24 protein-coding genes and 1 tRNA gene are annotated in these 23,337 nt (G+C 64.4%); 7 read left to right on the top strand and 18 right to left on the bottom strand.

The genetic code is table 11. The annotated features are described in order from the left end of the window. The 13 genes from C8J47_RS09035 to mutL all read right to left on the bottom strand — a co-directional run bounded on the left by C8J47_RS09035 (window position 1) and on the right by mutL (window position 11,856). A complete protein-coding gene (locus tag C8J47_RS09035; RefSeq protein ID WP_259467446.1) occupies window positions 1-1,101 on the bottom strand; it encodes a lactonase family protein in 1,101 nt (366 codons plus the stop codon). A gap of 16 nt (window positions 1,102-1,117) precedes the next feature. Further along, window positions 1,118-2,059 carry a DUF979 domain-containing protein gene (locus tag C8J47_RS09040; RefSeq protein WP_121885319.1) on the bottom strand — a complete coding sequence of 314 codons (942 nt, stop codon included), beginning with the start codon at window positions 2,057-2,059 and terminating at the stop codon, window positions 1,118-1,120. Further along, a complete protein-coding gene (locus tag C8J47_RS09045) occupies window positions 2,056-2,709 on the bottom strand; it encodes a DUF969 domain-containing protein (protein ID WP_121885320.1) in 654 nt (217 codons plus the stop codon). Before C8J47_RS09045 ends, C8J47_RS09040 begins: the two co-directional genes overlap by 4 nt. Window positions 2,710-2,715: 6 nt before the next feature. Next, window positions 2,716-3,675, bottom strand: a complete 960-nt coding sequence (gene bla / locus C8J47_RS09050) for a subclass B3 metallo-beta-lactamase (RefSeq protein WP_259467447.1) — start codon at window positions 3,673-3,675, stop codon at window positions 2,716-2,718. A 171-nt stretch (window positions 3,676-3,846) separates the two neighbouring features. Further along, window positions 3,847-4,317, bottom strand: coding sequence for an Hsp20 family protein (locus C8J47_RS09055; RefSeq protein WP_056047944.1), 471 nt, complete (start codon window positions 4,315-4,317; stop codon window positions 3,847-3,849). Window positions 4,318-4,559: 242 nt separating this feature from the next. Beyond that, window positions 4,560-6,116, bottom strand: a complete 1,557-nt coding sequence (guaA, locus tag C8J47_RS09060; RefSeq protein WP_056482672.1) for a glutamine-hydrolyzing GMP synthase — start codon at window positions 6,114-6,116, stop codon at window positions 4,560-4,562. 236 nt (window positions 6,117-6,352) lie between these two features. Next, entirely contained in the window at window positions 6,353-6,775 is a 423-nt protein-coding gene (gene rplQ / locus C8J47_RS09065; protein WP_056047937.1) for a 50S ribosomal protein L17, read from the bottom strand. Window positions 6,776-6,949: 174 nt separating this feature from the next. Then, window positions 6,950-8,020 carry a DNA-directed RNA polymerase subunit alpha gene (locus tag C8J47_RS09070; protein WP_031395236.1) on the bottom strand — a complete coding sequence of 357 codons (1,071 nt, stop codon included), beginning with the start codon at window positions 8,018-8,020 and terminating at the stop codon, window positions 6,950-6,952. Window positions 8,021-8,117: 97 nt separating this feature from the next. Next, entirely contained in the window at window positions 8,118-8,507 is a 390-nt protein-coding gene (gene rpsK, locus C8J47_RS09075; RefSeq protein ID WP_031395237.1) for a 30S ribosomal protein S11, read from the bottom strand. A gap of 84 nt (window positions 8,508-8,591) precedes the next feature. After that, the gene (rpsM, locus tag C8J47_RS09080; protein WP_056015521.1) at window positions 8,592-8,960 is read right to left on the bottom strand and encodes a 30S ribosomal protein S13; all 369 of its coding nucleotides are present in this window, start codon (window positions 8,958-8,960) and stop codon (window positions 8,592-8,594) included. A 154-nt stretch (window positions 8,961-9,114) separates the two neighbouring features. Beyond that, on the bottom strand, window positions 9,115-9,360 hold the full coding sequence (locus tag C8J47_RS09085; RefSeq protein WP_121885322.1) for a hypothetical protein: 246 nt from the start codon (window positions 9,358-9,360) through the stop codon (window positions 9,115-9,117). Window positions 9,361-9,528: 168 nt separating this feature from the next. Further along, window positions 9,529-9,960, bottom strand: a complete 432-nt coding sequence (locus C8J47_RS18885) for a hypothetical protein (RefSeq protein ID WP_147454300.1) — start codon at window positions 9,958-9,960, stop codon at window positions 9,529-9,531. A 90-nt stretch (window positions 9,961-10,050) separates the two neighbouring features. Then, complete coding sequence (gene mutL / locus C8J47_RS09090; RefSeq protein WP_121885323.1) at window positions 10,051-11,856, bottom strand: DNA mismatch repair endonuclease MutL; 1,806 nt, start codon at window positions 11,854-11,856, stop codon at window positions 10,051-10,053. Window positions 11,857-12,026: 170 nt separating this feature from the next. Between mutL and C8J47_RS09095 the strand changes: the two genes are divergently transcribed. From C8J47_RS09095 to C8J47_RS09120, 6 genes are all read left to right on the top strand, one after another. Beyond that, window positions 12,027-13,070 (top strand): rod shape-determining protein, encoded by a 1,044-nt coding sequence (locus C8J47_RS09095; protein WP_055878614.1) that lies wholly within the window; start codon window positions 12,027-12,029, stop codon window positions 13,068-13,070. A gap of 106 nt (window positions 13,071-13,176) precedes the next feature. After that, a complete protein-coding gene (mreC, locus tag C8J47_RS09100) occupies window positions 13,177-14,049 on the top strand; it encodes a rod shape-determining protein MreC (protein WP_121885324.1) in 873 nt (290 codons plus the stop codon). Further along, complete coding sequence (mreD, locus tag C8J47_RS09105; protein ID WP_310886123.1) at window positions 14,046-14,576, top strand: rod shape-determining protein MreD; 531 nt, start codon at window positions 14,046-14,048, stop codon at window positions 14,574-14,576. The genes mreC and mreD overlap by 4 nt, the downstream gene beginning before the upstream one ends. Beyond that, window positions 14,573-16,642 carry a penicillin-binding protein 2 gene (gene mrdA, locus C8J47_RS09110; RefSeq protein WP_121885325.1) on the top strand — a complete coding sequence of 690 codons (2,070 nt, stop codon included), beginning with the start codon at window positions 14,573-14,575 and terminating at the stop codon, window positions 16,640-16,642. The genes mreD and mrdA overlap by 4 nt, the downstream gene beginning before the upstream one ends. Window positions 16,643-16,661: 19 nt before the next feature. Then, window positions 16,662-17,768, top strand: coding sequence for a rod shape-determining protein RodA (gene rodA, locus C8J47_RS09115; RefSeq protein WP_121885441.1), 1,107 nt, complete (start codon window positions 16,662-16,664; stop codon window positions 17,766-17,768). 156 nt (window positions 17,769-17,924) lie between these two features. Next, window positions 17,925-18,000, top strand: a tRNA-Lys gene (locus C8J47_RS09120). Between the two features lie 837 nt (window positions 18,001-18,837). Here C8J47_RS09120 and C8J47_RS09135 read toward each other — a convergent pair. The 4 genes from C8J47_RS09135 to C8J47_RS09150 form a co-directional block, all read right to left on the bottom strand. Then, on the bottom strand, window positions 18,838-19,086 hold the full coding sequence (locus tag C8J47_RS09135; protein ID WP_147454301.1) for a hypothetical protein: 249 nt from the start codon (window positions 19,084-19,086) through the stop codon (window positions 18,838-18,840). Between the two features lie 31 nt (window positions 19,087-19,117). Continuing rightward, window positions 19,118-19,540: a hypothetical protein gene (locus C8J47_RS09140; RefSeq protein WP_121885329.1), complete on the bottom strand. Its 423-nt coding sequence runs from the start codon at window positions 19,538-19,540 to the stop codon at window positions 19,118-19,120. 81 nt (window positions 19,541-19,621) lie between these two features. Next, the gene (locus C8J47_RS09145) at window positions 19,622-20,107 is read right to left on the bottom strand and encodes a DUF5681 domain-containing protein (RefSeq protein WP_220683357.1); all 486 of its coding nucleotides are present in this window, start codon (window positions 20,105-20,107) and stop codon (window positions 19,622-19,624) included. A 28-nt stretch (window positions 20,108-20,135) separates the two neighbouring features. Next, the gene (locus tag C8J47_RS09150; protein ID WP_121885331.1) at window positions 20,136-20,888 is read right to left on the bottom strand and encodes a hypothetical protein; all 753 of its coding nucleotides are present in this window, start codon (window positions 20,886-20,888) and stop codon (window positions 20,136-20,138) included. Window positions 20,889-21,237: 349 nt separating this feature from the next. On the opposite strand from C8J47_RS09150, the gene C8J47_RS09155 reads away from it, so the two are divergent. After that, complete coding sequence (locus C8J47_RS09155) at window positions 21,238-21,894, top strand: DUF6680 family protein (RefSeq protein ID WP_121885332.1); 657 nt, start codon at window positions 21,238-21,240, stop codon at window positions 21,892-21,894. 360 nt (window positions 21,895-22,254) lie between these two features. On the opposite strand, the gene C8J47_RS09160 is transcribed toward C8J47_RS09155, so the two are convergent. Beyond that, window positions 22,255-23,337, bottom strand: a 1,083-nt coding sequence (locus C8J47_RS09160) for a DUF3987 domain-containing protein (RefSeq protein ID WP_147454302.1), incomplete at its 5' end; no start/stop codon positions are given.

Genomic DNA, 23,337 nt, shown 5'->3' on the forward strand with positions numbered 1-23,337 from the left:
TCAAAGCCGGCCGAGCAAGACCGCACCCGGTACGGCGAGTTGCTGCCCGGTGGCGGACAGCCTGCCGTCCGGGCCGATCGCAAAAATCGCCAGCGTGCCCGATCGCTCGTTGGCGACCACCATCCGCCGCGCGTCGTCGAGCAGCAGGAAGAAGCGCGGCCAGTCGCCGCCGCTGGCGATGTGCTGGAGCAGAGTCGGTACGCCCGCCGCATCGAGCGCGAACACGGCGATGCCGTTCTGTCCGCGGTTCGAGACGTAGAGCCGCCGGCCGGTCGGATCGATCGCGATATGCGCCGCCTGCGACGCGCCACGATAGCCCGCCGGTAGCGTCGACAGCCGTGACCGCGTGACGAAGCGGCCGTCCGCGGCCGCATCGAGCGTCACCAGCGTGTTGGAGAGTTCGCACACGACATAGGCGCGCGGCAATCTGGGGTGATGCACGAGGTGACGTGGCCCCGCGCCTGGATCCGCATGCCAGGCAACGACCGGGCGAGCCAGCGTCCGCGCTGTCGGATCGAAGCGATAGGCGTAGAGCGTGTCCGTCCCGAGATCGATCGAGTGCAGCCACCGCCGGTCCGGGCTGAACCCGACCCAATGCGCGTGCGGCCCCTCCTGACGTGCCATGTTGGGCCCCTTGCCGACATGGTCGAACAGCACCGGGTCGCCCGGCACGCCGGTCCGCGGATCGAGCCGGTGGAACGCCACGCCGCCGCTGGAATAATTCGCGATCGCAAGGCAGCCGCTGGCACGGTCGAGCGCGATATAGCACGGGTCCGCACCCTTGGTGGGGGCGGTCCCGCGTTTCGCCCAGCCCGGTGCATAGGCCGATATCTCGCCCTGCGTCTGCTCGCGCACGAGATAATAGGCACCGCCGGGGCCGCCTCCGACGCCGAACGACGCGTCGTCGATCCCGGGGATCGGTGCCTCGACCTGCCAGCGGTCGCGATCGGCGTCGTAGCCGATCGGGTATAGCCCCTTGCCGCCCTCTCGCGCGTAGGTTCCTGCGATCAGCCGTACCGAACGCTTGGCCGCCGCGGGTACGGCGATCGTCGCCGCCATCGCGGTCAGCGCGGATCGTCGCGTCATCGTCCAGTCGGTCATCGCAAACCCCTCACACTCACCTGAACCCGAGCCAGTATAGCAAGCCGATGTTGACCGCGAGCAGCGGCAGCGCGGTCGGCACCTGCGCGCGGATGACGGCGTTCCTGTCCTTCAGCTCCAGCAACGCGGCGGGGACCAGATTGAAGTTCGCCGCCATCGGCGTCATCAGCGTGCCGCAGAACCCGCTGAGCATGCCGATCGCTGCAACCACAGCCGGGTCGCCGCCGTAATGCCGCACGAGCAGCGGGATGCCGATCGCTGCGGCCATCACCGGGAACGCCGCGAACGCGTTGCCCATGATCATCGTGAACAGCGCCATGCCTAGCGTGTAGGCGAGCACCGCGCCGATCAGGCTGCCCTCCGGGATCGCGTGGCCGGCGAGACCGCCGACGACATCGCCGACGCCGGCGAGCGCGAACACCGCGCCAAGGCTCGCCAGCATCTGCGGGAGCACGGCGGCCCAGCCGATCGCGTCCATCAGCCTGACGCCCTCGGCGAGCGGTGTCGCGACACGCGGGCGGAACCAGAGGTGCATCGCGACCAGCGCGATCAGGACGCCGCAAGTCAGCGCGACGAGCGTTGCCTGCTTCGGGTCGACGAGGCTCGGGACTGCTCGGAACAGGACCGTACCGCCGAGTGCGGCAGCCGGGATGATCAGGGCGGGCAGGAATATCCGGTTGCCGAGCCGGGCCGCCTCGACACGCCGTTGGTCGAGCGTGGTGGTGGCACGCCCGCCCCGCCCCATCGCGCCCGAGCCGGCAATCGCGACGAGCGCCAGGACGAGGATACCGTTGCCGACGTCGCCCAGCCGCCCGCCGAGCAGGAAGCTGATCGCCAGCACCGCATAGAACGCCGCGTTGCCGAACCGCTTCGGGCTGGCGCGATCGGTCAAGCTCAGGATCCCGAACGCCGCGAACATCAGGCCCGCGACGCCGTAGATGAAGCCGGTGCCGATCATCGCGCGCGTGCCAGTCGGCGATCGAGCAACCACAGGCGGAAGCCGTGGATCACGAACGCAGCGATCGCGGTCGGGATCGCCCACATCGAGAGGTGAAGCGGCTGGATGACGATGCCGTAACCTTCAAGCACGCCCTTCATCAGCAGGATCGAGCCGATCGCGATGAAGATGTCCTCACCGAAGAAGAGCCCGATGTTATCGGTCGCGGCCGCCATCGCCGGAATGCCGTCGCCGCCGGGCGCGACACCCTGCGCCTCGGCGGCGGCTTCGGCCATCGGTGCGACCAGCGGGCGGACGCTCTGCGCCGGGCCGGCGATCGAGGTCAGGCCGAGCGCCGCAGTCAACTGACGGAACAGCAAATAGCCGATCAGCAGTCGCCCGACCGTCGCGCCGCGGAGCTTGCCGATCGCGAGCCTCGCGCGTTCCTGCAATCCGTGGCGTTCGAGCATCCCGATCACCGGGAGCACGATGTAGATCACGGTGACGTAGCGGTTCTCGTTGAACGCCTTCCCAAACGCGGCGAGGATCGCGAGCGGGGCGAGTCCAGCGGCAAGCCCGGTGACGAGCGCGGACACCGCGACAACGAGCAGTGGATTGAACCGGAGCAGAAAGCCGGCGACGATCACCGCGATGCCGCAAAGAACCAGCATCGTCGCTCAGCGTGCCTGCTTGGCGAGGTCGGCGTCGAACGCCGTCCGCGCCTTCGCGACGATCTTGGGTAGCAAGGTCGGATCGACGAACGCGGCCGCATCGCCCGCCTTACGGCGCTTGCCGCGCGCGATCACGTCGGCGAGTTCGGGGTGCGACGGCAGCACGATATCGGCGTGCAGCGTGCCAAGCATCGCGATGCTGCGGCGGTAGTCGGCGACGATCCCAGGATAGGCGCTGTTGCCGATCAGGCGGTTGCCCGCAACGCTGACGCTGCACGGGAACACGACGTCGAGCGCGCGCGGCGTGGCGGGGATCCGCATCGTCCAGGTCGTGCACCCGGGCGTGTGTCCCGGCGTCGCACGTACCGTCAGCGTGACGTTGCCGAGCGTGACCTTGTCGCCATCGCGAACGCCACGATCGACGTGCACCTTTGGAAAGCGAATAACCCCGTAACTGGTCTCGCCCGGTGGGATGCCGGTTTCGAGCGCGCGGACATCGCGAGCGCCGGCGACCACCCGAGCACCGGTCGCACGCTTGAGCGCGGCCACGCCGGCGGCGTGATCGAAATGCGCATGGGTGACCAGGATAAGTTTCACATCGCGGAGACGGACGCCGGTCGCGGCGATGTTGCGCGCGATCATGCCGGCATTCTCGGCGAGCGTGCCGTCGACCAGGATCGCGCCCACATTCGTCTTGATCAGGTAGGCGGCGATCCCTTCGCTGCCGACATAGGTGATCGGCCCGGCGATCGGAAACGGCGCCTGCGGCCTCGTCCAGGCCGGGGGATCCGCCGCGCCGAGCAATAGCGGCGCAGCAATGATGACCGGAAGCACTGCGGCAAGTGATCGGAACCGGTCGAATTTCATTCGAGTCCGCCCGACGTGGAGCGCACGGCTACGGTCAGCAGCATGGTCGGACATCCGCTCGCGACGCCAGTGCCGCGCCGGTGCGATATCGAAAAACACGGCACCTTCGCATCTGTCGCCCGTACCCAAGTTTACCCATCGCAGAGTTGGATAGAGCGGATACTTCCGATTGGCCATCGCAACCGGCACGACAAGACGGCGACGGACCTGTTGCCGGTACTTGAAAAGGCATTGCCGACCCGGCGACCCGGGCCGGCAATGCTAGAGCAATTACGCCGCTTCGAGCGTTTTTTCAGGGTGCGCTTCGACCTGCTCGGCCGATCGCACCGCATCGATCTCGATCCGGCGCGGCTTCATCGCCTCGGGCACCACGCGCTGGAGGTCGAGACTGAGCAGCCCGTCCTGGAATCGGGCGGTGCCGACCTCGATGAAGTCGGCGAGCTGGAACCGCCGCTCGAACGACCGCGCGGCGATGCCCCGATGCAGATACTGCGCCCCGTCCTTCTCGTCGGCCTTGCGACCGGTGACGACGAGCTGGTTCTGCTGCGCGACGATCTCGATCTCGTCGGGACGGAACCCGGCGACCGCGAGCGTGATCCGGTACCGGTCCTCGCCGTCGCGGATGATGTCGAAGGGCGGATACCCTTCATCCTCGCGAAGCCCGGTTTCGAGCAGGTTGAACAGCCGGTCGAAGCCGACGGTCGACCGTCGATAGGGTGCGAAGTCAAACGTGTTTCTCATTTCCAAATCCTCCTGATGAAGCAATTTGGGCATGAGAAGCGTCGGAGGAGAGCCGACGCCCTCAATGTCCCGCCGGACCCGTTCGGCGCCCGGCAGCGGCAAAATATTTCGCCCGAAATCGCGTTTCAAGAGGTTCGAGAACCAAAAAAAACGATCGATCCCGGTTCAGCAGAAAGGGGCGCCAATCTTCCGGACGCGCAACCGCGGCATCATGAACCTGCGCGGGGTTACGGCGCCCCTCCTTATTCCCACTCGATCGTGCCGGGGGGCTTCGAGGTGTAGTCGTAGGTCACCCGGTTGATGCCCTTGACCTCGTTGATGATCCGGGTCGCGACGCGCGGCAGGAAGTCGCCGGGGAACTGGAATGCCTGCGCGGTCATGCCGTCGGTCGAAGTGACCGCGCGCAACGCCAGCACGTTGTCGTAGGTGCGGCCGTCGCCCATCACGCCGACGCTGCGGACCGGGAGCAACACCGCGAACGCCTGCCAGATCGTGTCGTAGAGACCCGCCGCCCGGATTTCCTCGAGATAGATCGCGTCGGCCTTGCGCAGAATGTCGCAGCGTTCCTTGGTGACTTCGCCGGGGATGCGGATCGCGAGGCCGGGTCCGGGGAACGGGTGACGGCCGACGAAGATCTCGGGGAGCCCGAGTTCGCGCCCCAACACGCGGACTTCGTCCTTGAATAGCTCGCGCAACGGCTCGACGAGCTTCATGTTCATGCGCTCGGGCAGGCCGCCGACATTGTGGTGGCTCTTGATCGTCACCGATGGACCGCCGGTGAAGCTGACGCTCTCGATCACGTCCGGGTACAGCGTGCCCTGCGCGAGGAACTCCGCACCGCCGAGCTTCTTCGCCTCGGTGTCGAACACGTCGATGAAGGTCTTGCCGATGAACTTGCGCTTCAGCTCGGGGTCGGTGATCCCGGCGAGACCGCTGAGGAACAGCTCCTCGACGTTCACGTGGATCAGCGGGATGTTGTACGCGCCGCGGAAGAGGCTGACGACCTGCTCGCTCTCGCCCGCGCGCATCAGGCCGTGGTCGACATAGACGCAGGTGAGCTGCTCGCCGATCGCCTCGTGGATCAACACCGCCGCGACCGCCGAGTCGACGCCGCCGGACAGGCCGCAGATGACGCGGCCCTTGCCGACCTGCGCGCGGATCTCGGCGATCTTGGTCTCGCGGAACTCGGCCATCGTCCAGTCACCGCTCAGCCCGCAGACGTGGCGCGCGAAATTGGCGATCAGCTTGCCGCCATCGGGGGTGTGGACGACCTCGGGATGGAACTGGACGCCGTAAAAGCGCCGTGCCTCGTCGGCGACGATCGCATAGGGCGCGCCGGTCGAGGTGGCGACGGGGGTGAAGCCGGGCGGGATCGCGTCGACCTTGTCGCCGTGGCTCATCCAGACCTGATGACGTTCGCCCTCAGCCCAAAGGCCGTCGAACAGCGCGCAGTTGGACTTGACCTCGATGAAGGCGCTGCCGAACTCGCCGCCATCGCCCGAGACGATCACGTTGCCGCCGAGCTGCGCGGACATGACCTGCTGGCCGTAGCAGATGCCGAGGATCGGAATACCCGCCTCGAAAAAGCGCTGCGGCACCCGCGGGGAGTTCTCGGTGGTGACCGAGGCGGGGCCGCCCGAGAGGATGATGCCCTTGGGCTGCATCCGGTCGAACGCGGCCTCGGCGGACTGGAAGGGGGCGATCTCGCTATAGACGCCAGCCTCGCGCACGCGGCGGGCGATCAGCTGGGTTACCTGGCTGCCGAAATCGACGATGAGAATGCTGTCTGGGTGCTCCATGTCGGGCGCATAGCCGGATGGGACCCGTAACGAAAGAGGCCGCGCCTCCCGGATGGGAAACGCGGCCTCTGATCGGCGTATAATCTGATCCTCCCCCGCCAGGGGGAGGTGGCGCCGAAGGTGACGGAGGGGGCGGCACACGCAACCGAGGTTGTCGCCGCCTCCCCCTCCGTCAGGCTGTGCCTGCCACCCCTGGCGGGGGAGGATTGGGAGGTCAGCGCTTCGACGGAAAGGGATTATGCCGCTTCGTTGTAATCCTCGTCCGACATTACCGGACCCGAATCCTGACCCTTCGCCGAGACGTCGCGGTCGACGAACTCGATGACGGCCATCGGCGAGGCGTCCGACATGCGGATACCGGCCTTGATGACGCGGGTGTAGCCGCCGTTGCGATCCGCATACCGGGTCGCGAGCGTGTCGAACAGCTTGATCAGCTGCGCATCGTCGAGCAGCTTGCCGTGCGCGAGACGACGGTTGGACAGGCCACCCTTCTTCGCAAGCGTGATCAGCTTTTCGACGTAGGGACGCAGTTCCTTCGCCTTGGCGACGGTGGTGGTGATCTGCTCGTGCTTGATGAGCGCGGCGCTCATGTTGCGGAAGAGAGCAAGACGGTGGGCCGAGGTCCGCTGAAGCTTACGGCCGCCTACGCGATGGCGCATGTTTAATACCTTTTCGTTCGTTCAGGGGCCGTGTGAGGTACCCGGGAGCTGGTGGCATTTAGGGCTGCCACCGTCACCCTAGTTGTCTCCCCGCGAAGGCGGGGATCCAGTCTGGGCACCCGCCTTCGCGGGTGAACAAGAGGTTGAGGCTAATCTTACTCAGCCCCGAACCACTTATCCCATTATCTCTTGTTCGAGCTTCTTGGCCATCTCTTCGATGTTCTCAGGTGGCCAGCCGGGGATTTCCATACCCAGGCGAAGACCCATCGACGACAGCACTTCCTTGATCTCGTTCAAGGACTTGCGGCCGAAGTTAGGCGTACGCAGCATCTCGGCTTCGGTCTTGCCGACCAGATCGCCGATGTAGATGATGTTGTCGTTCTTGAGGCAGTTCGCCGACCGCACCGACAGTTCCAACTCGTCGACCTTCTTGAGAAGGTAACGGTTGATCTGCTGGGTGTCGCCTGCTGGCTCCGCACCACCGGCAGCGGGTGCTGCCTGGCCGATCGGGGCCGACGAACGCGTGACCGACGAATCGTCGAAGTGGACGAACAGCGCGAGTTGGTCCTGAAGGATGCGACCGGCATAGCCGACTGCGTCTTCCGGGGTGATCGTGCCGTCGGTTTCGATCGTCAGCGTCAGCTTGTCGTAATCCAGGTCCTGACCGACGCGGGTCGGGTCGACCTTGTACGAAACCTGCCGTACCGGCGAGTACAGCGCATCGACCGGGATCAGACCGATCGGCGCATCGGCCGGGCGGTTTGCGGTCGCGGGGACGTAACCCTTACCGATGTCGGCGGTCAGCTCCATGTTGAGCGTCGCACCCTCATCGAGGTGGCAGATCACGAGATCCTTGTTCATGATCTCGATGTCGCCCGAGACGGCGATGTCGCCGGCCTTGACTTCACCCGGACCCGTTGCCGAGAGCTGGAGGCGCTTGGGCCCCTCGCCCTGCATGCGGATCGCGATCTGCTTCACGTTGAGGACGATGTCGGTCACGTCCTCGCGGACGCCGGCCAGAGACGAGAACTCATGCAGCACGTTCTCGATCTTGATCGAGGTGACGGCCGCGCCCTGCAGCGACGAGAGCAACACGCGACGCAGCGCGTTGCCGAGCGTCAGGCCGAAGCCACGCTCGAGCGGCTCGGCGATGAAAGTCGCCTTGCGCTTGGTGTCGCCACCGGCCTTTTTCTCCAGGCCGCTGGGCTTCTTGAGTTCCTGCCAGTTCTTTGCGTTGACAGACACATGCTTCCCCTAATTTGGGGGCCGGCGAACGGGTGTGTCCGCCGACCAATAAAATACACCCGTGCGGCGCGATCAACCGCGCACGGGAGGCGGAGAATCAGACGCGACGACGCTTCGAAGGGCGCACGCCGTTGTGCGGGATCGAGGTCACGTCGCGGATCGACGTGATCTGGAAACCGACCGCCTGAAGCGCGCGCAGTGCCGATTCGCGACCCGAGCCGGGGCCCTTGACCTCGACTTCGATCGTGCGGACGCCGTGCTCGGCGGCCTTCTTGCCGGCGTCTTCCGCGGCGACCTGGGCCGCGTACGGAGTCGACTTGCGCGAGCCCTTGAAGCCCATTGCGCCGGCCGACGACCACGAGATCGCGTTGCCCTGGGCATCGGTGATCGTGATCATGGTGTTGTTGAAGCTGGCATTCACGTGAGCGACGCCAGAGGTGATGTTCTTGCGCTCGCGCCGCTTAATGCGCTGAGGTTCGCGTGCCATGGTGTATTTCCTGACCTGTATCTGCGTGACGCCGGGCGGCCCGTTGGGACCAGCGCCGGCGGAGTAATCCATTGAAAAAGTGGATTACTTCTTCTTGCCGGCGATCGGCTTGGCCTTGCCCTTGCGGGTGCGCGCATTGGTATGCGTGCGCTGGCCGCGGACCGGCAGGCCCTTGCGATGACGCAGGCCGCGATAGCAGGCGAGATCCATCAGGCGCTTGATGTTCATCGAGGTCTGGCGGCGCAGATCGCCCTCGACGGTGTGATCGGCGTCGATCGTCTCGCGGATGTGCAGGACTTCCTGGTCGGTCAGGTCCTGGACGCGGGCGGTATCGGCGATGCCGAGCTTCGCGACGATTTCCTTGGCCTTGGTCGAACCGATGCCGTGAATGTAGGTCAGCGCGATCACCACGCGCTTGTTGGTCGGGATATTAACACCCGCGATACGTGCCATGAACTTGGTTCTCCTGCTCCACGAGGTCCGGCATGGCTGCACAGACCCCATCTCTTAGCGATGAACCGAAACGCACGATAGCGGCGAACGCAAGCAAGCGCCGCCGGAACCGTCGTGTCGGGGAGAGTTCAACTAGGCGCGGGCGAACGCAGTGTCAAGCGAGCGGTTCCACGGCGGACGGTGCAGCCTGTCGCAGCTTGAGCCAGCGACGGAACGAGACGACCGTCCAGATCAACTCGACCACCCCGAACGGCCACGCGCCCTGGAGGAAACCGTAGATCGAGCCGAGCACGCAGCCGAACGCGAAACCGAGCGTCCACCAGTGCGAGCCGGCTTCCTTTGCGTAGCATAGCAGGGTGAAGGATACCGCGGCTAGGCCGAATAGGGATAGGGGGTCCATTTGCTACGCTATGCCGGACCTTACCTTTAAATGCCACTATCGCATCTAAAAGCAAAACCAAAATATTGCAGACATCTATGGTATCAAAAAAGCTACCCCGAGAACCCTGCCAGCTACCCGTAAAAACTAATATTAGATAAAAGCAAAGCAACATCTTACCCGAATAATTTATTTCTTAAACAGTATATCTATAGCCTTACTAGCGGGATATTTAACTACGTCGCAATCCGCCTTTGACGTAAATGCCTTGTGAACTGCAATTCCTAGCCCAATACCAACGCCACCGATCGCCAACACAGGTGCGGCAGTGGCAACGATCGTACCGACCGCAAGGCTCGTTGCACTAACAGAGCCGCTTAAAATGGCCGGCACCGCGAACCATCCTGCGACACCGCCTGCTGTAGCGGCCGCAGCTGCAGCCGACCTCTTACCAGTGTAAACGCGCAGTCGGATGTTTGAGTCCGCGGCAACTCGCTTGATAGCCGATATGGCCGAGGCCATGTCGGAAACGCCGACTATTCGAACTGATCCCGCCGCGCTCAGTATCGGACCGATCTTGAATTTTATATTTTCTTCCGAAACGAACTCTATCTCACGCATTATACCGCCCCCTTGGTAGTTGTGCCGGACCATAGATTTAGATTTTACATGGTCAATAACAGACACCGCGTCGTTCGAAATGATCGCAAATCACTTTCGCCCGAATAGCTTCTCAATATCGCCGTGGGCGAGTTTTACCCAGGTGGGGCGGCCGTGGTTGCATTGGCCGGAGTGCGGGGTGACTTCCATTTCGCGGAGGAGCGCGTTCATCTCGGGGACCGACAGGATACGGCCGGCGCGGACGGAGCCGTGGCAGGCCATCGTCCCGGCTACCGCGTCGAGGCGCTCCTTTAGCGAGAGAGCTTCGTCGAAGGCGGCGAGTTCGTCGGCGAGATCGGTGACGAGGCCTTTGGGGTCGCTTTGGCCGAGCAAGGCTGGGGTGGCGCGGACGAGCATCGCGTGGGGGCCGAAGCGTTCGAGGTCGAGGCCGAACTCGAAGAGTTCCTCGGCGCGGGATTCGAGGCGGTCGCAGGCGGATTCGTCGAGTTCGACGACTTCGGGGATCAGGAGCGCTTGGCTCGCGATGGTGCCGCCGATCAGGGCCGCGCGCATGCGCTCGAGGACGAGGCGTTCGTGGGCGGCGTGCTGGTCGACGAGGACCAAGCCGTCTTCGGCTTCGGCGACTATGTAGGTCTTGGCGACTTGGCCGCGCGCTACGCCCATGGGGAAGGCCGCGGTTTGCGGTGGAGGTGTCCAGGCGGGTTCGGCTCTTGCCTGCGGGGGCGCGGCGAAGAAGGTCGGACGGGCTTCGTTGACGGTGCTGTAGCTGCGACTTTCCAGCGGGAGCCTTTGGGGGGTGCCCTCACCTTCCCATCCGCTTTGCGGACGGGCCCCTTCCTCTCCCCCGGGGGGAGAGGAGATGTTTTCCGGTTGCCACATGGCGAGCGCGGAGTCGCTGGCGCGTTGGCTTCTGTGGCCGGCGGCGTCGAGGGCGCGGCGCAAGCCCGAGACTATGAGCCCTCTTACCATTGCGGGGTCGCGGAAGCGGACTTCGGTCTTGGCGGGGTGGACGTTGACGTCGACCTGGTCGGTCGGAATGTCGAGGAACAGCGCCACCACCGCGTGGCGGTCGCGCGGGAGCATCTCGGCATAGGCGCCGCGGATCGCGCCCATCAGCAGGCGGTCCTTTACCGGGCGGCCGTTGACGAAGAGATACTGGTGGTCGGCGATGCCGCGATTGTAGGTCGGCAGGCTGGCGACGCCGCCGAGCACGAGCCCTTCGCGTTCGAGGTCGATCGCGACCGAATTGTCGGCGAGCGCGCGATCGGTGAGCGTCGCCACCCTGCCCGGCCGGTCCTCGACCTGCATCGCCGACAGCGCCCGGCGGCCGTCATGTTCCAGCGTGAAGCCGATGTCGGGCCGCGCCATCGCGAGCCGGCGGACGACGTCGAGGCAGGCGGCGTATTCGGCGCGCGGGGAGCGGAGGAACTTGCGGCGGGCGGGAACGCGCGCGAACAGATCCTCGACGACGACGCGCGTGCCGGGCGGGAGCGCGGCGGGGCCTTCGCGCTCGACCCGGCCATTGTCGACGGTCCGCGCCCAGCCCTCGGCGCCGCGGATCCGGCTTTCGATCGTCAGCCTTGCGACGCTCGCGATCGAGGGTAGCGCCTCGCCGCGAAAACCGAGCGTCACGACCGATTCGATAAACTCGTCGGGGAGTTTGGAGGTGGCGTGGCGTTCGAGCGCCAAGGCCATGTCCGCGGGCGTCATCCCGCAGCCGTCGTCGGCGACTTCGATCCGCGACGTACCGCCTTCCACGAGGAGAATCGCGATGCGCCCCGCCCCTGCGTCGATCGCGTTTTCGACTAACTCCTTCAACGCGCTGGCGGGTCTTTCCACCACTTCACCGGCGGCGATGCGATTGACCAGATGCTCGGGGAGACGCCGTATTGACATGGGTTTGCGTCTAGACCAAGCGACGGCATCCCGCGACCCGCAAACGCCACTTAAATAGTATAGGCACCCGGTGCTCGAAACCACCGGCGGGCTCCGCGAGATGATGTGTGTGCGCATGTTTTTGCTGGCGGTTCGCCCGTCCGGCGGACTGGATACGGGACCCTGATTGAATGGCCTTCTACTCGCGTTTCTTCAAGTTCATGTCGCACGACATGGCGATCGACCTCGGCACCGCGAACACCGTCGTCTACGTCCGTGGCCGCGGCATCGTCCTGAACGAGCCGTCGGTGGTCGCCGTCGAGACGATCAACGGGATCAAGCGCGTGAAGGCGGTCGGCGACGACGCCAAGATGATGATGGGCAAGACGCCGGGCAACATCGAGGCGATCCGGCCTTTGCGTGACGGCGTGATCGCGGACATCGACGTCGCCGAGCAGATGATCAAGTATTTCATCCAGAAGGTCCACGGCCCGCGCAAGTTCGCGCGCTGGCCCGAGATCGTGATCTGCGTGCCGTCGGGCTCCACCAAGGTCGAGCGCCGCGCGATCCGCGATGCCGCGTCGAACGCGGGCGCGTCGCAGGTCTGGCTGATCGAGGAGCCGATGGCGGCGGCGATCGGCGCGGACATGCCGGTCACCGAGCCGATCGGTTCGATGGTCGTCGATATCGGCGGCGGCACGACCGAAGTCGCGGTGTTGTCGCTGCGCGGTCTCGCCTACACCACCTCGGTGCGCGTCGGCGGCGACAAGATGGACGAGGCGATCGTCTCCTATGTGCGCCGCAACCATAACCTGCTGATCGGCGAAGCGACCGCGGAGCGGATCAAGAAGGAGGTCGGCATCGCCAAGCCGCCGGTCGACGGCATCGGCATGATCATCCAGATCAAGGGCCGCGATCTCGTCAACGGCGTGCCGAAGGAAATCCAGATCAACCAGGGCCAGATCGCCGAGGCGCTCAGCGAGCCGGTCGCGACGATCGTCGAGGGCGTCCGCGTCGCGCTCGAGAACACCGCGCCGGAACTGGCTGCGGATATCGTCGACCAGGGCATCGTGCTCACCGGTGGCGGCGCGTTGCTGCAGGGTCTGGACGAAGTGCTGCGCGACGAGACCGGGCTGCCGGTGACGGTTGCCGAGGACCCGCTGACCTGCGTCGCGCTCGGCACCGGTCGTGCGCTCGAGGATCCGTTGTTCCGCGGCGTGCTGATGAGCGGTTAACGATCTGTTTTTGCTTTAAGACACGCGGACACGAAATCGCGTCGTCCGAGTCGCAGGGGTAGGTCCCCCGGCACTTCGGCGGCGCCCGAGACAGGGGGACAGGCGCATGGCGCCAGCCCGCGACCGGCGCACGGGGTTTTCCCGGCGTCGGCAATATGGTGTGTTCATGGGCTATGTGCTCGCCGTCGCCGGTGCGGTGGTGGGCCTGGTGCTGCTCGTCGCGTCGACGTTCAATCCGCCCGCGTTTTCCGCGCTGCGGATGGGCGTGGCGGGCGTGACGACGCCGGTCTCTACGGGGCTCGCCACCATAGGCACGTCGATCTCGGGCATTCCCGATGCGATCGGCAACTATTTCTTCGTGAAGCAGGAGAACGTTGCGCTGCGCGCCGATCGCGAGCGAACGCGGGCGCTGCTGATGCGCGCGCGGACGATCGCGTATGACAACCGCCGCCTGCGATCGTTGCTGGCGATCCGTGACCGCTCGCCCGATCCCGTCGTGACCGCACGGCTGGTGAGTTCGAGCGCATCGAGCGGTCGGCGCTTTGCCCTGCTCAACGCCGGCCGCTGGAGCGGCGTGCTGCCCGGCATGCCGGTACGCGGGCCCGACGGGCTGATCGGGCGCGTCGTCGAGACTGGACCCAACGCCGCACGCGTGCTGCTGCTGAGCGACGGCGACAGCATCGTCCCCGTCCGCCGCACCCGCGATGGGATGCCCGCGATCGCGGCGGGGCGCGGCGACGGGATGATCGACATCCGCTCGGTCAACGCCACCAACGTCCGGTTCAATGCGGGCGATTTGTTCGTGACGACCGGCACTGGCGGCATCTACGCGCCCGGAGTCCCCGTCGCGCGCGTGATGAAGGCGGGGTCGGATTCGGTGATGGCGCGGACGTTCGCCGATCCGGATACGCTCGACTTCGCGCTGGTCGAGCGGATGTTCATGCCGGTGCCGCCACCCCGCCCGGTAGCACCGCAATGATGCCGCCGCGCGTCGTTGACAGCGTCGACTACAAGCCGTTCGCGACCAAGCTCCCGGCGGGCCGCGCGCGCGCGATTCCCTGGGCGACGGTCATGGCCGGGTCGCTGATCACGATCATCCCGGTGGTCGCGACGATCCCGCTGTTGCCGCCATTCGGCTTCGTCATGCTCCTCGCCTGGCGCCTGCTCGCGAGGTTCGCGTTCCGGCCCTGGGCCGCAGCCCCGCTCGGCTTCTTCGACGACCTCGTCAGCGGCCAGCCGCTCGGCAGCGCAGTGCTGATGTGGTCGCTCGCGTTCGTCGCGATCGACATGATCGAGCAGCGCCTCGCGTTCCGCGACCATTGGCAGGACTGGCTGATCGCCGGCGGGCTGATCTCGGCCTGCATCCTGGTCGGCCGCTTCATCGCGGTACCGGTCGGCGCGCATGTCGACACGATCCTGATCGCGCAGATCGCGGTCACGATCCTGATGTTCCCACTGGCGGCCCGCATCGTTGCGACGATCCAGAACAAGCGCGGTGCCGAATGAGGACTACGCGCATCGTCACCGAGATGTCGCAGGCGTACAGCTTCTCGCGGCGCGCCTGGATGCTGGGGGCGGCGCAAGGCGGCGTCGGGCTGCTGCTCGCCGGGCGGATGGCGTGGCTGTCGATCGCGCAGAACGAGCGCTACACGATGTTGTCCGAGAGCAACCGGGTCAACATGACGTTGCTGCCGCCGCGCCGCGGCTGGATCGTCGATCGCCACGGCGTGCCGATCGCCAACAACCGCACCGACTTCCGCGTCGACATCATCCCCGACCGTCTCCGCGACAAGGAGCGTGTGCTGCCACTGCTCGGTCGCATCCTCCAACTGCCGCCCGAGGAAGTCGAGCGGATCGCGATCGACCTCGAACACGCCGCCGGGTTCCAGCCCGTCCAGGTCGCTGAAAATCTCGACTGGGAGCGGTTCGCCGCGGTCAGCGTCCGCCTGCCCGAACTGCCCGGCGTCGCGCCGACCCGCGGGTTCGCGCGCAGCTATCCCGCGGGCGCTGCGGTCGCGCACCTGACCGGCTATGTCGGCGTGCCCAACGCCGAGCAGTACAAGAAAACGCACGACCCGCTGCTCGTCACGCCCGGCTTCAAGCTCGGCAAGGACGGGCTCGAGAAGATGCTGGAAGCCGAACTCCGCGGCGTCGCCGGCGCCAAGCGCGTGGAAGTCACCGCGCGCGGCAAGCTGGTCGCCGAACTCGCGACCAAGCCCGACGTCCCCGGCAAGACCGCACGGCTGACGATCGACGCTGGGCTTCAGGAATACGCGGCAAGGCGGCTCGGCACGAACTCCGGATCGGTCGTCGTGCTCGACACCCGCACCGGCGAGATGCTCGCGATGGTGTCGATGCCGGCCTATGATCCGAACAGCTTTTCGGACGGGATCAGCCATCTCGAATGGCAGATGCTGAGCGACGACGATCACGTGCCGCTGATGAACAAGGTGACGCAGGGGCTGTATCCGCCGGGTTCGACCGTCAAGCCGATGAACGGCCTCGCGCTGATGAACGCCGGCGTCGATCCGTCGACCCGCGTCAATTGCTCGGGGGCGATGCGGCTCGGGACCAGCGTGTTCCACTGCCACAAGAAAAGCGGTCACGGTCCGCTCGATCTCAAGAACGCGATCATGCAGAGCTGCGACATCTATTTCTACGAGATGGCGCGGCGGGTCGGTTACAATGCGATCGCGCCGATCGCGCGCACGCTCGGCCTCGGCCAGAAGTTCGACCTGCCCTTCTCGACGCAGCGTTACGGGACGGTGCCCGATCCGGCGTGGAAGCTGAAGAAGTACAAGCACGACTGGACCGTCGCGGATTCGCTGAACGCGTCGATCGGCCAGGGCTATGTGCTCGCCAACCCGTTGCAGCTCGCGGTGATGGCGGCGCGGCTCGCCTCGGGACGCGCGTTGCAGCCGAGCATCCTCGCCAGCCACGTCCACCGCGACTCCCCTGCCCTCGCGATCGATTCCGAGCATCTCGCGCGTGTCCGCGATGCGATGTTCGGCGTGATCAACCAGGGCGGCACCGGCGGCGCGGCGAAACTGCTGATCCCCGGCGTCGCGATCGCGGGCAAGACCGGCACCGCGCAGGTCCGCCGCATCACGATGGCGGAGCGGCGCTCGGGCGTGCTCAAGAACGGGCAGCTGCCGTTCAAGATGCGCGACCACGCGCTCTTCATCGGCTTCGCGCCCGCCGATAACCCGCGGTACGCGCTGGCGGTGGTACTCGAGCATAACGGCCACACGGTGCGCAATCTCGACACGCCGATGATCGGCCGCGACATCATGACCTACATGCTCGACCGCGAGCGTGCGCTGAAGTCGCTCGCCGAAGTCGAACCGACCTGGGGCGGCGACATCCGCACGCGCATGGCCGCGACCGCGGAGACCTACCGCAAGGCGCAGTCCGCACCGCCGGCGGCGATCGCCACCAAGACCGACGCGATCGTCCCCAGCGACGCCCCCGCGGTCGAGAATGCGACCGACATGGCCAACGCGACGCAGGAAGCGCTGACGGCACCGGGCGCCACCGTGGCAGAGGACGATTCGCGGGACCGCCAGCAATGATCACATCCACGCCATGCCCATGAACCGTATCGTCCCCGAACCGCTCGCCAAGCTGCCGTGGCGCGTCCTGCTGCTGGTGGTCGCGATCGGCTGTTTCGGCCAGGTGGTGCTGTATTCCGCGGCCGGCGGCTCGCTCAAACCCTGGGCGCTGTCGCAGGGCATCCGCTTCTTCGTGCTGCTCGGCGGTGCGATCGCCCTGTCCTACGTCCCCGAGCGAACGTGGAAGGCGGGCTCGCTGCCGGCCTATGCGCTGATCGTGGTGTCGCTGGTCGCGGTCGAGATCCTCGGCAAGGTCTCCGGCGGGTCGCAGCGCTGGCTCGACCTTGGCTTCATCCGCCTCCAGCCGTCCGAGTTCATGAAGCCGGCGATCGTGCTCGCCTGCGCCAAGTTCTACGACATGCTCCCGCCCGGCGAGACGCGACGGTTCAGCGCGGTATGGCCCGCCGCGCTGCTGATCGGCGTCCCTGCGGCGATCGTCATGAAGCAGCCCGATCTCGGTACCGCGCTGATGATCTGCGCGGGCGGCGCGACGGTGATGTTCCTCGCCGGTATCCCGCTGCGGCTGTTTGCGGGCGGTGCGATCACCGCCGCGGTGGCGATCCCGCTCGCGATCAACTTCGCGCTGCACGACTATCAGCGCAACCGCATCCTGATCTTTCTCGATCCCGAGAGCGATCCGCTCGGCACCGGCTATCACATCAGCCAGTCGAAGATCGCGATCGGCTCGGGCGGGATCTGGGGCAAGGGCTTCCTCCAGGGCACGCAGAGCCATCTCGACTATCTCCCCGAGGGGCATACCGACTTCGTCTTCGCGACGATGGCGGAGGAATGGGGACTGGTCGGCGGCTGCCTGCTGATCCTCGCCTTCCTCCTGGTGATCCGCTGGGGCATCGAGGTCGGCCAGCGCGCCCAGACCCGCTTCGGCCGGCTGGCGGCTGCGGGTCTGTCGACGACGATCTTCTTCTACGTCGCGATCAACCTGATGATGGTGATGGGCCTGGCGCCCGTCGTCGGCATCCCGCTGCCGCTGGTGAGCTTCGGCAGCTCGGCGCAGATGACCGTGTTGCTGTGCCTCGGCATCCTGATGTCGATCGACCGCCAGAATCGCAAGACGGTCGGCTGGTGACGCGAAAGTCGACTTAATTCGCGAAAAAACGGCCTGATCGAGCAAAACGGACTCGGATCGACGAAAAGGGGGTTGCGGCCCCCGATGAGTCTGCTAACAGCGCGCCTCCAGCAGCGGGGCGCCACACCAGGGCGCCACTCAAAACCGCCCCGGAATGGACGCATAGCTCAGTTGGTAGAGCAGCTGACTCTTAATCAGCGGGTCCTTGGTTCGAGCCCAAGTGCGTCCACCATATTTCCTAAGTATTTACAGCTACTTACGCAGCACGCGCTAGCGGTCTGCGCAGCGCTCCCGTTTGCGCTCTAGCGTATTTCTAGCGGCGCGACGCCCCCCCTCCCCCTCACTGCAACGCCCCACACCCGAGGGTGCGAGGCGCTGCATAGCGTCAGACTGTAGAAGGTCAGCCCCGCTACTGCGGCCGTTGGATTTAACGAGGAACGCACCGCTATGCCTCGCGTGGCGACTTACAGCCACGAACCCTGAAACTATGTGAACCGGTCTTGGTCACCCCTGCACCCTTGAGCGCCGCTACACAGGCGCTGGCGCAGCACGTCCTCTGAGAAGAACGGGCGACAACACTTGAGGCAGCGGTGCCAGCCGACCTTCCTGACCACACGTGAAGGGTAGTCCACGTCGATCACAGGCTCGCGGCGCACGCACCCGTCGAAGGGCCACGGGTCCGGCTCCATGATACCGATAGCGGCAGCCTGCCCCCGCATTCGAAGCGGTACGTGCGGCCCGACTGCTGGTGGCCGCGGAGCCTTGGGCGCTGGCGGACGCTGTGGCTGCGGCTGACGCTGCTGCTCCTGCCACGCTAGGAGCCACGCTGGAGCACCGTCAGCGAGCATGGGCCACGTCCCAAACCCCCGCCAACTCCCACGCACGGAACGTCGCCACGATAACGATCATGTCGTCCGCTTCGAGCGCCCCGCTTTCGATGCCAGGTAGAACCTCGTTCTCGACCCATGCATCGAATGAACCGAACCAGAGGGTGAAGGGCGATGGTCTCGGCTTCGCCCCCGTCTCCAACCGCCGTACGCGACGCTGGAGGGCGCGGAGATTCATGTGGTCAGCTAAGCCCGAGCAGTGCGCGCAGGTCCTGCGGCACCGACTGTGCAGGCTCCACCGGGACCGGGGGCCCAGGAGGAACCGGCGGCTCGCAAGCTATTGGATTGGACGCGGGCAACCCGTGGAGCTTGGCGTGGACGATCGCAGCGACGCGGAGGTTGTGGTCAAGCACCCCGGCCTCAAGCAGATACTGTTCGTCCACCAAGTCGACATGGCGCTGCACCATGCGTTCGGTTTCGTCAGTCGACATACCGTACTTCACGACAGGCGCGCGCGGCTTGTCAGCTTTCATGGTTGATCACTTTCAGTTGGCGCAGCACGTCGAACATATCCGCGCGGATTTCCGGATCATCGCAATCGCGCATGACCTCCGCTGCTGTGGTGACCACATCCCGGCGCATGGCACCGCGCTCCTGATCGTCCATGCTGGCGACGGCATCACAGATGGGCGCGAACCGCTCGGTGTTCCGAACGTCGCTATAGCTGAGCGGCACGACATAGATGCGGTGCGCCATCTGGTCGGCAATGCTGACCGCCCAATCCACAGCGGCCTGATACTCGCTGATCGGCTGGTAGCGCAGGTCACGGGGCACCAGTGTGCCGGGTGTGTCACCGGGCGCCAGGAACGATACGCAGACGAACACGTCGTCCGCTTCCGGCTCCTCGGTGATGACCCGGTTTCTCGTTGTGGTTATCGTCGTCATGGTCGGTGCCCCCATAGGTCAATCTGAGCCAGCGCCTGTCGCACTCGGCTCTTTTGCAAGCGGCGTGCATTTTGCCGTGAATTACCTTCGAGCATCGGTCGCGGTCTCCAGAGCTTCGATGCGAGCCGACAGCTCCTCGGTCGCCCGAACGTCCGCGAGGGATTTGATGCTCTCGATGATGAGCCGCGCCACGTCGGGTGCCAGCTTGCCCTGCGCCACGCCGTCAAGGACCGACGCTACTTGCTCACTGATCGAGGCAGTGGCGTCGAACTCAAACTGCACCTTCTCGGCTTGTGCCTTCACCGACGGTAGGATTTTCGACATGACCACAGCGCAAGCGTTTGTGTCGCCCTCAAGTGCCTTGCCGACCAGCACGGCGACGATGTTGCGCATCTCGTCCAGCATCTGCTCGGTAGCAAGAAGGCGTCGGTCGGGTCGGCCCGGTGGGCGTCCGCGCGGATTGCCGCTCTCTCCCGGCTTCCATTGACCGTCGCGCGGGGCGGACAGGTCTGGCGGGGACGCGGGCTTCCAGTCGGTGCCCCAAGGCGGTTGAATTGCAGCGGTCATTGATGCCTCGAACTGTTTAGATCAGGAGTCAGACCGCGAACGGCTTGTTGGATTTGTCGCGTTGTGCGCGCAATTGCGCCGGGGTGATCTGACCCGAATACTGACCGTGGATCTCAAAGCTGTTGCCCTTGATCTTGATCGTGCCGACCGCCTTGGCGACCTCCTTCTTGAGCACACCCATCCGACCGTCGATAAGGTCGCGCGCGGCGGTGACAGCGCGCAGACGCTTCGCCAGCGCCGGGTTGAACTGCTCGTGATACTCGCGCAGCAGGACCGCCTTCATCTCCTCGTCCAGTCCGCTCAGCATAGCGGGCGCACCTAATACGGCGGAGGCTACGACTGAATCGCCGTCGCGGATCGCTTGCGAGATTGCCGCCATACGCTCGCCGATCTTCAGACCCTTCATGTGGACGCGTATCTCGCCGCTGACCATCTGGCTTGCCTGCGAGACAACCTCCTTGGTCATCTCCTTCTCCCAAGCGACCACGTTCTTGTTGAGGTTGGCTGACGCGGCATCCCAAAGCGGATAGACCTTCGCAATCATGCGCTTGCTGGCGTAGTCGTCCACTTTCAGAAGCTGCCCCGCCTCGTTCAACGTCGGGTCTTCTGCCACCGCCGCTTTGGCATCATGGATTGCCCGGAGCGAAGTAAATGCTTCGGTGAACGCCGACTTTGCACCGCTCACGTAAGACGCGGTATCGTCGTCGTAATCTTGGATCGTTCCCATCGCGGCCTCGGGATCAAGATCGAGGCTTACACGGACGTCGATTTCATCGGACATTTTGCGGCTACCAATGCTGGATGTGGCTAGACATTGGCTACAAGCTAGTGAGGCTGCTTGAAGGTCCGCAACCTGTTTTTGTTATTTAACAGTCGCTTAGGTCAGTTCTACGAAGCGCGACCGTGAAACAACATATTTGTGGGTCGGCGACTTGCTAGTGATGACCACAAGCGGCCGGGCCGCTGTACCGCCGCTACAGCGCTGGCCGGGGTAGCGCGCACCCGTGCTGGCTACGGTGCCGCTTTCGCTACCCCTGCCCCGGCGCTGCAACCCGCAGCCCTAGCGCGCAACCAAGGGTATCCCTTTCGTTCCACGTTCTGCTAGTCATCGAAGCTATAAACTGGGGGGCATGATGGCGAACGCGGTAGTGGTTGCAAACTGGACGTTTAAGATTGCTGATGTTGCGATCATCTTTGCCACTCTCATCGGACCGATCTTGGCGGTGCAGGCGCAGAAGTGGCTTGAGAAGGGCCGCGCCATAAACGACCGACGCAGCGCTATATTTCGTGCTTTAATGGCAACGCGGACTGCACGCCTGTCGCCGGGCCATGTGGAAGCCCTAAACGCCGTTCCGGTCGAATTTTACGGAGACAAGGGAAAACTAAAGCAGATTAACAACGCGTGGAAGAGTTATCTGGATCATCACGCGCCTGATACAATTGCGAACGAGGCTTGGAGCCAGAAGCGTGAGGATCTATACATCGATCTATTACTCCTCATATCCGAATATCTTGGCTACGACTTTTCCCGCTCGCAGCTTACTAGAGACGTATATAATCCTCAGGCTCATGGCGAGCTAGAGAATGAGCAGACGATCATCCGCAAGGGGATCGTAAAGCTGTTCAAAGGCGAACTTGCTATTCCGATGGCAGTGACCGAGTTTCCCGCAACTGTGGATGAGGCGACCTTCGACAACCAAGCTGCGCTCGCAAAGCTGCTGACCGAGTGGCTGGAGGGACAGCGTGCGGTAAAGGTAGAGATACCGAACGAGGACGCGGCAAAGTGACCGTAGCGATCGTAGCAGGTCCGTAGCGGCTCGGTTGCTACGATTGGTGACCACAAAAAGCGAGCGTTTCTGCGGGGTTGCGGGTTTGATAGTCCAATCGTAGCGATAATAGCGGCCGCCGCGCGTTGGCGGGGAAAAGGTTAGGTCAGGTCAGCAACAGTAAGGAAGGATACTGTTTTATATCCCTTGCTCGCTACGCTACGATCGCTACGGCTCCCAATGCCGCCCCGGCCGCTATGGCTACGATCGCTACGATTCCCGAAAACCCTAGCTTTTCTGCGGGTTTGGGGCCGCTACGATGGTAGCAAAGCCCCCGAAAGCTGTCGCTACGATCCGCTACGATTCCGGCTTCGCATGTGGTCAGCTATATTCACGTATGACCTGCGGAGCGATAAACACTTCTTTGCTCTTGGTTCCGTGCATAGGAAGCACGCGCACGCGCCCGTGATCGCCTAGAAGTTCAAGGGCATCATCAATAAGCCCCTTCTTACCACGCAGCGCGTTCGGTCCTTTCTGCCGGATGGTGTTGACGGTGATCTGAGGTGTCTCCCCCGCGCGTAGGGCATCTTTCCATTTCTGCACCAACCACGATTCAAGTAACTCTGCATTCCGTAGTTCTTCGGTCACTTCCGCAGACTGTCCAAAGCGCACAGCCTCGTTCAAATACCAGCGCATCAACGCGCAAGCGTCGGCCATTGTTCTGCGGTCGATGAGCATGTGGTTAGGCATTGTAAAGACATGGAGGCAGCACGCGATGCGCGCCGCATTCTCTGCCGCCTTGCTCGCTTCGCCACGAATGCCAGAGTATATGGAGTCTCCGCCAAGATAATCTTCCACTTCATTGTAGAATTGTATCCATGTCTCCTGCGCATTGTCATCGAATTTGATGTGCGCGCTTATTAGCCTGCCCAACTCGTCCGTAGCGGCTGGCGCTTGCAGGAGTAGGGTCACGCGCTGATGAAAGTCAGCGAGACCCGGCATTGGCTCCGGATCCCTGTACGGCCGCATCCCCTGCGTGGTCATCGGTTGGCTGAAGAGGAATCGCGCCAAGAAGCCGATGCCGCGCGCCAACCCATCGTTCTTGCTCAGGAAGTTTTGCATAACCGTGGGCTGGACCATCAGACCCATCGTGACGCGAACACTCTCAATGTTCGTTTCCCCCCGTCCAATACGCCCTTCCAGAATTGGTCCGCCATCCCATAACGTATTCGCCTGACCCATATTGCGTTGCACCTGCTCAGGCTTCATTGCGTGCGAACCGAAGATGACACCCGCCTCAGCGCAGATGACCGCCGCGATTGGGTATCCGCTGAGATGCATAAGCAGTGCTTCCGAAGAGTCGTCCCCATGACGTGACCCCCGTTTTTTCCTCCAGTTGGAGTTAGAGTCCGACCCCGGAAAGGGACGGACAGATGAAGCGGAAGCAGTTTTCGGAAGAGCAGA

The organism is Sphingomonas sp. PP-F2F-G114-C0414, assembly GCF_003688595.1.
Classification (GTDB): Bacteria; Pseudomonadota; Alphaproteobacteria; order Sphingomonadales; family Sphingomonadaceae; genus Sphingomonas.

What these genes read in the sequence shown, in the direction of transcription:
- C8J47_RS09035 (WP_259467446.1), bottom strand. Translation starts at nt 1,101, where the DNA reads ATGACCGACTGGACGATGACGCGACGATCCGCGCTGACCGCGATGGCG.
- C8J47_RS09040 (WP_121885319.1), bottom strand. Translation starts at nt 2,059, where the DNA reads ATGATCGGCACCGGCTTCATCTACGGCGTCGCGGGCCTGATGTTCGCG.
- C8J47_RS09045 (WP_121885320.1), bottom strand. Translation starts at nt 2,709, where the DNA reads ATGCTGGTTCTTTGCGGCATCGCGGTGATCGTCGCCGGCTTTCTGCTC.
- C8J47_RS09055 (WP_056047944.1), bottom strand. Translation starts at nt 4,317, where the DNA reads ATGAGAAACACGTTTGACTTCGCACCCTATCGACGGTCGACCGTCGGC.
- guaA (WP_056482672.1), bottom strand. Translation starts at nt 6,116, where the DNA reads ATGGAGCACCCAGACAGCATTCTCATCGTCGATTTCGGCAGCCAGGTA.
- rplQ (WP_056047937.1), bottom strand. Translation starts at nt 6,775, where the DNA reads ATGCGCCATCGCGTAGGCGGCCGTAAGCTTCAGCGGACCTCGGCCCAC.
- rpsK (WP_031395237.1), bottom strand. Translation starts at nt 8,507, where the DNA reads ATGGCACGCGAACCTCAGCGCATTAAGCGGCGCGAGCGCAAGAACATC.
- rpsM (WP_056015521.1), bottom strand. Translation starts at nt 8,960, where the DNA reads ATGGCACGTATCGCGGGTGTTAATATCCCGACCAACAAGCGCGTGGTG.
- C8J47_RS09085 (WP_121885322.1), bottom strand. Translation starts at nt 9,360, where the DNA reads ATGGACCCCCTATCCCTATTCGGCCTAGCCGCGGTATCCTTCACCCTG.
- C8J47_RS18885 (WP_147454300.1), bottom strand. Translation starts at nt 9,960, where the DNA reads ATGCGTGAGATAGAGTTCGTTTCGGAAGAAAATATAAAATTCAAGATC.
- mutL (WP_121885323.1), bottom strand. Translation starts at nt 11,856, where the DNA reads ATGTCAATACGGCGTCTCCCCGAGCATCTGGTCAATCGCATCGCCGCC.
- C8J47_RS09095 (WP_055878614.1), top strand. Translation starts at nt 12,027, where the DNA reads ATGGCCTTCTACTCGCGTTTCTTCAAGTTCATGTCGCACGACATGGCG.
- mreC (WP_121885324.1), top strand. Translation starts at nt 13,177, where the DNA reads ATGGCGCCAGCCCGCGACCGGCGCACGGGGTTTTCCCGGCGTCGGCAA.
- mreD (WP_310886123.1), top strand. Translation starts at nt 14,046, where the DNA reads ATGATGCCGCCGCGCGTCGTTGACAGCGTCGACTACAAGCCGTTCGCG.
- mrdA (WP_121885325.1), top strand. Translation starts at nt 14,573, where the DNA reads ATGAGGACTACGCGCATCGTCACCGAGATGTCGCAGGCGTACAGCTTC.
- rodA (WP_121885441.1), top strand. Translation starts at nt 16,662, where the DNA reads ATGAACCGTATCGTCCCCGAACCGCTCGCCAAGCTGCCGTGGCGCGTC.
- C8J47_RS09135 (WP_147454301.1), bottom strand. Translation starts at nt 19,086, where the DNA reads ATGTCGACTGACGAAACCGAACGCATGGTGCAGCGCCATGTCGACTTG.
- C8J47_RS09140 (WP_121885329.1), bottom strand. Translation starts at nt 19,540, where the DNA reads ATGACGACGATAACCACAACGAGAAACCGGGTCATCACCGAGGAGCCG.
- C8J47_RS09145 (WP_220683357.1), bottom strand. Translation starts at nt 20,107, where the DNA reads ATGACCGCTGCAATTCAACCGCCTTGGGGCACCGACTGGAAGCCCGCG.
- C8J47_RS09150 (WP_121885331.1), bottom strand. Translation starts at nt 20,888, where the DNA reads ATGTCCGATGAAATCGACGTCCGTGTAAGCCTCGATCTTGATCCCGAG.
- C8J47_RS09155 (WP_121885332.1), top strand. Translation starts at nt 21,238, where the DNA reads ATGATGGCGAACGCGGTAGTGGTTGCAAACTGGACGTTTAAGATTGCT.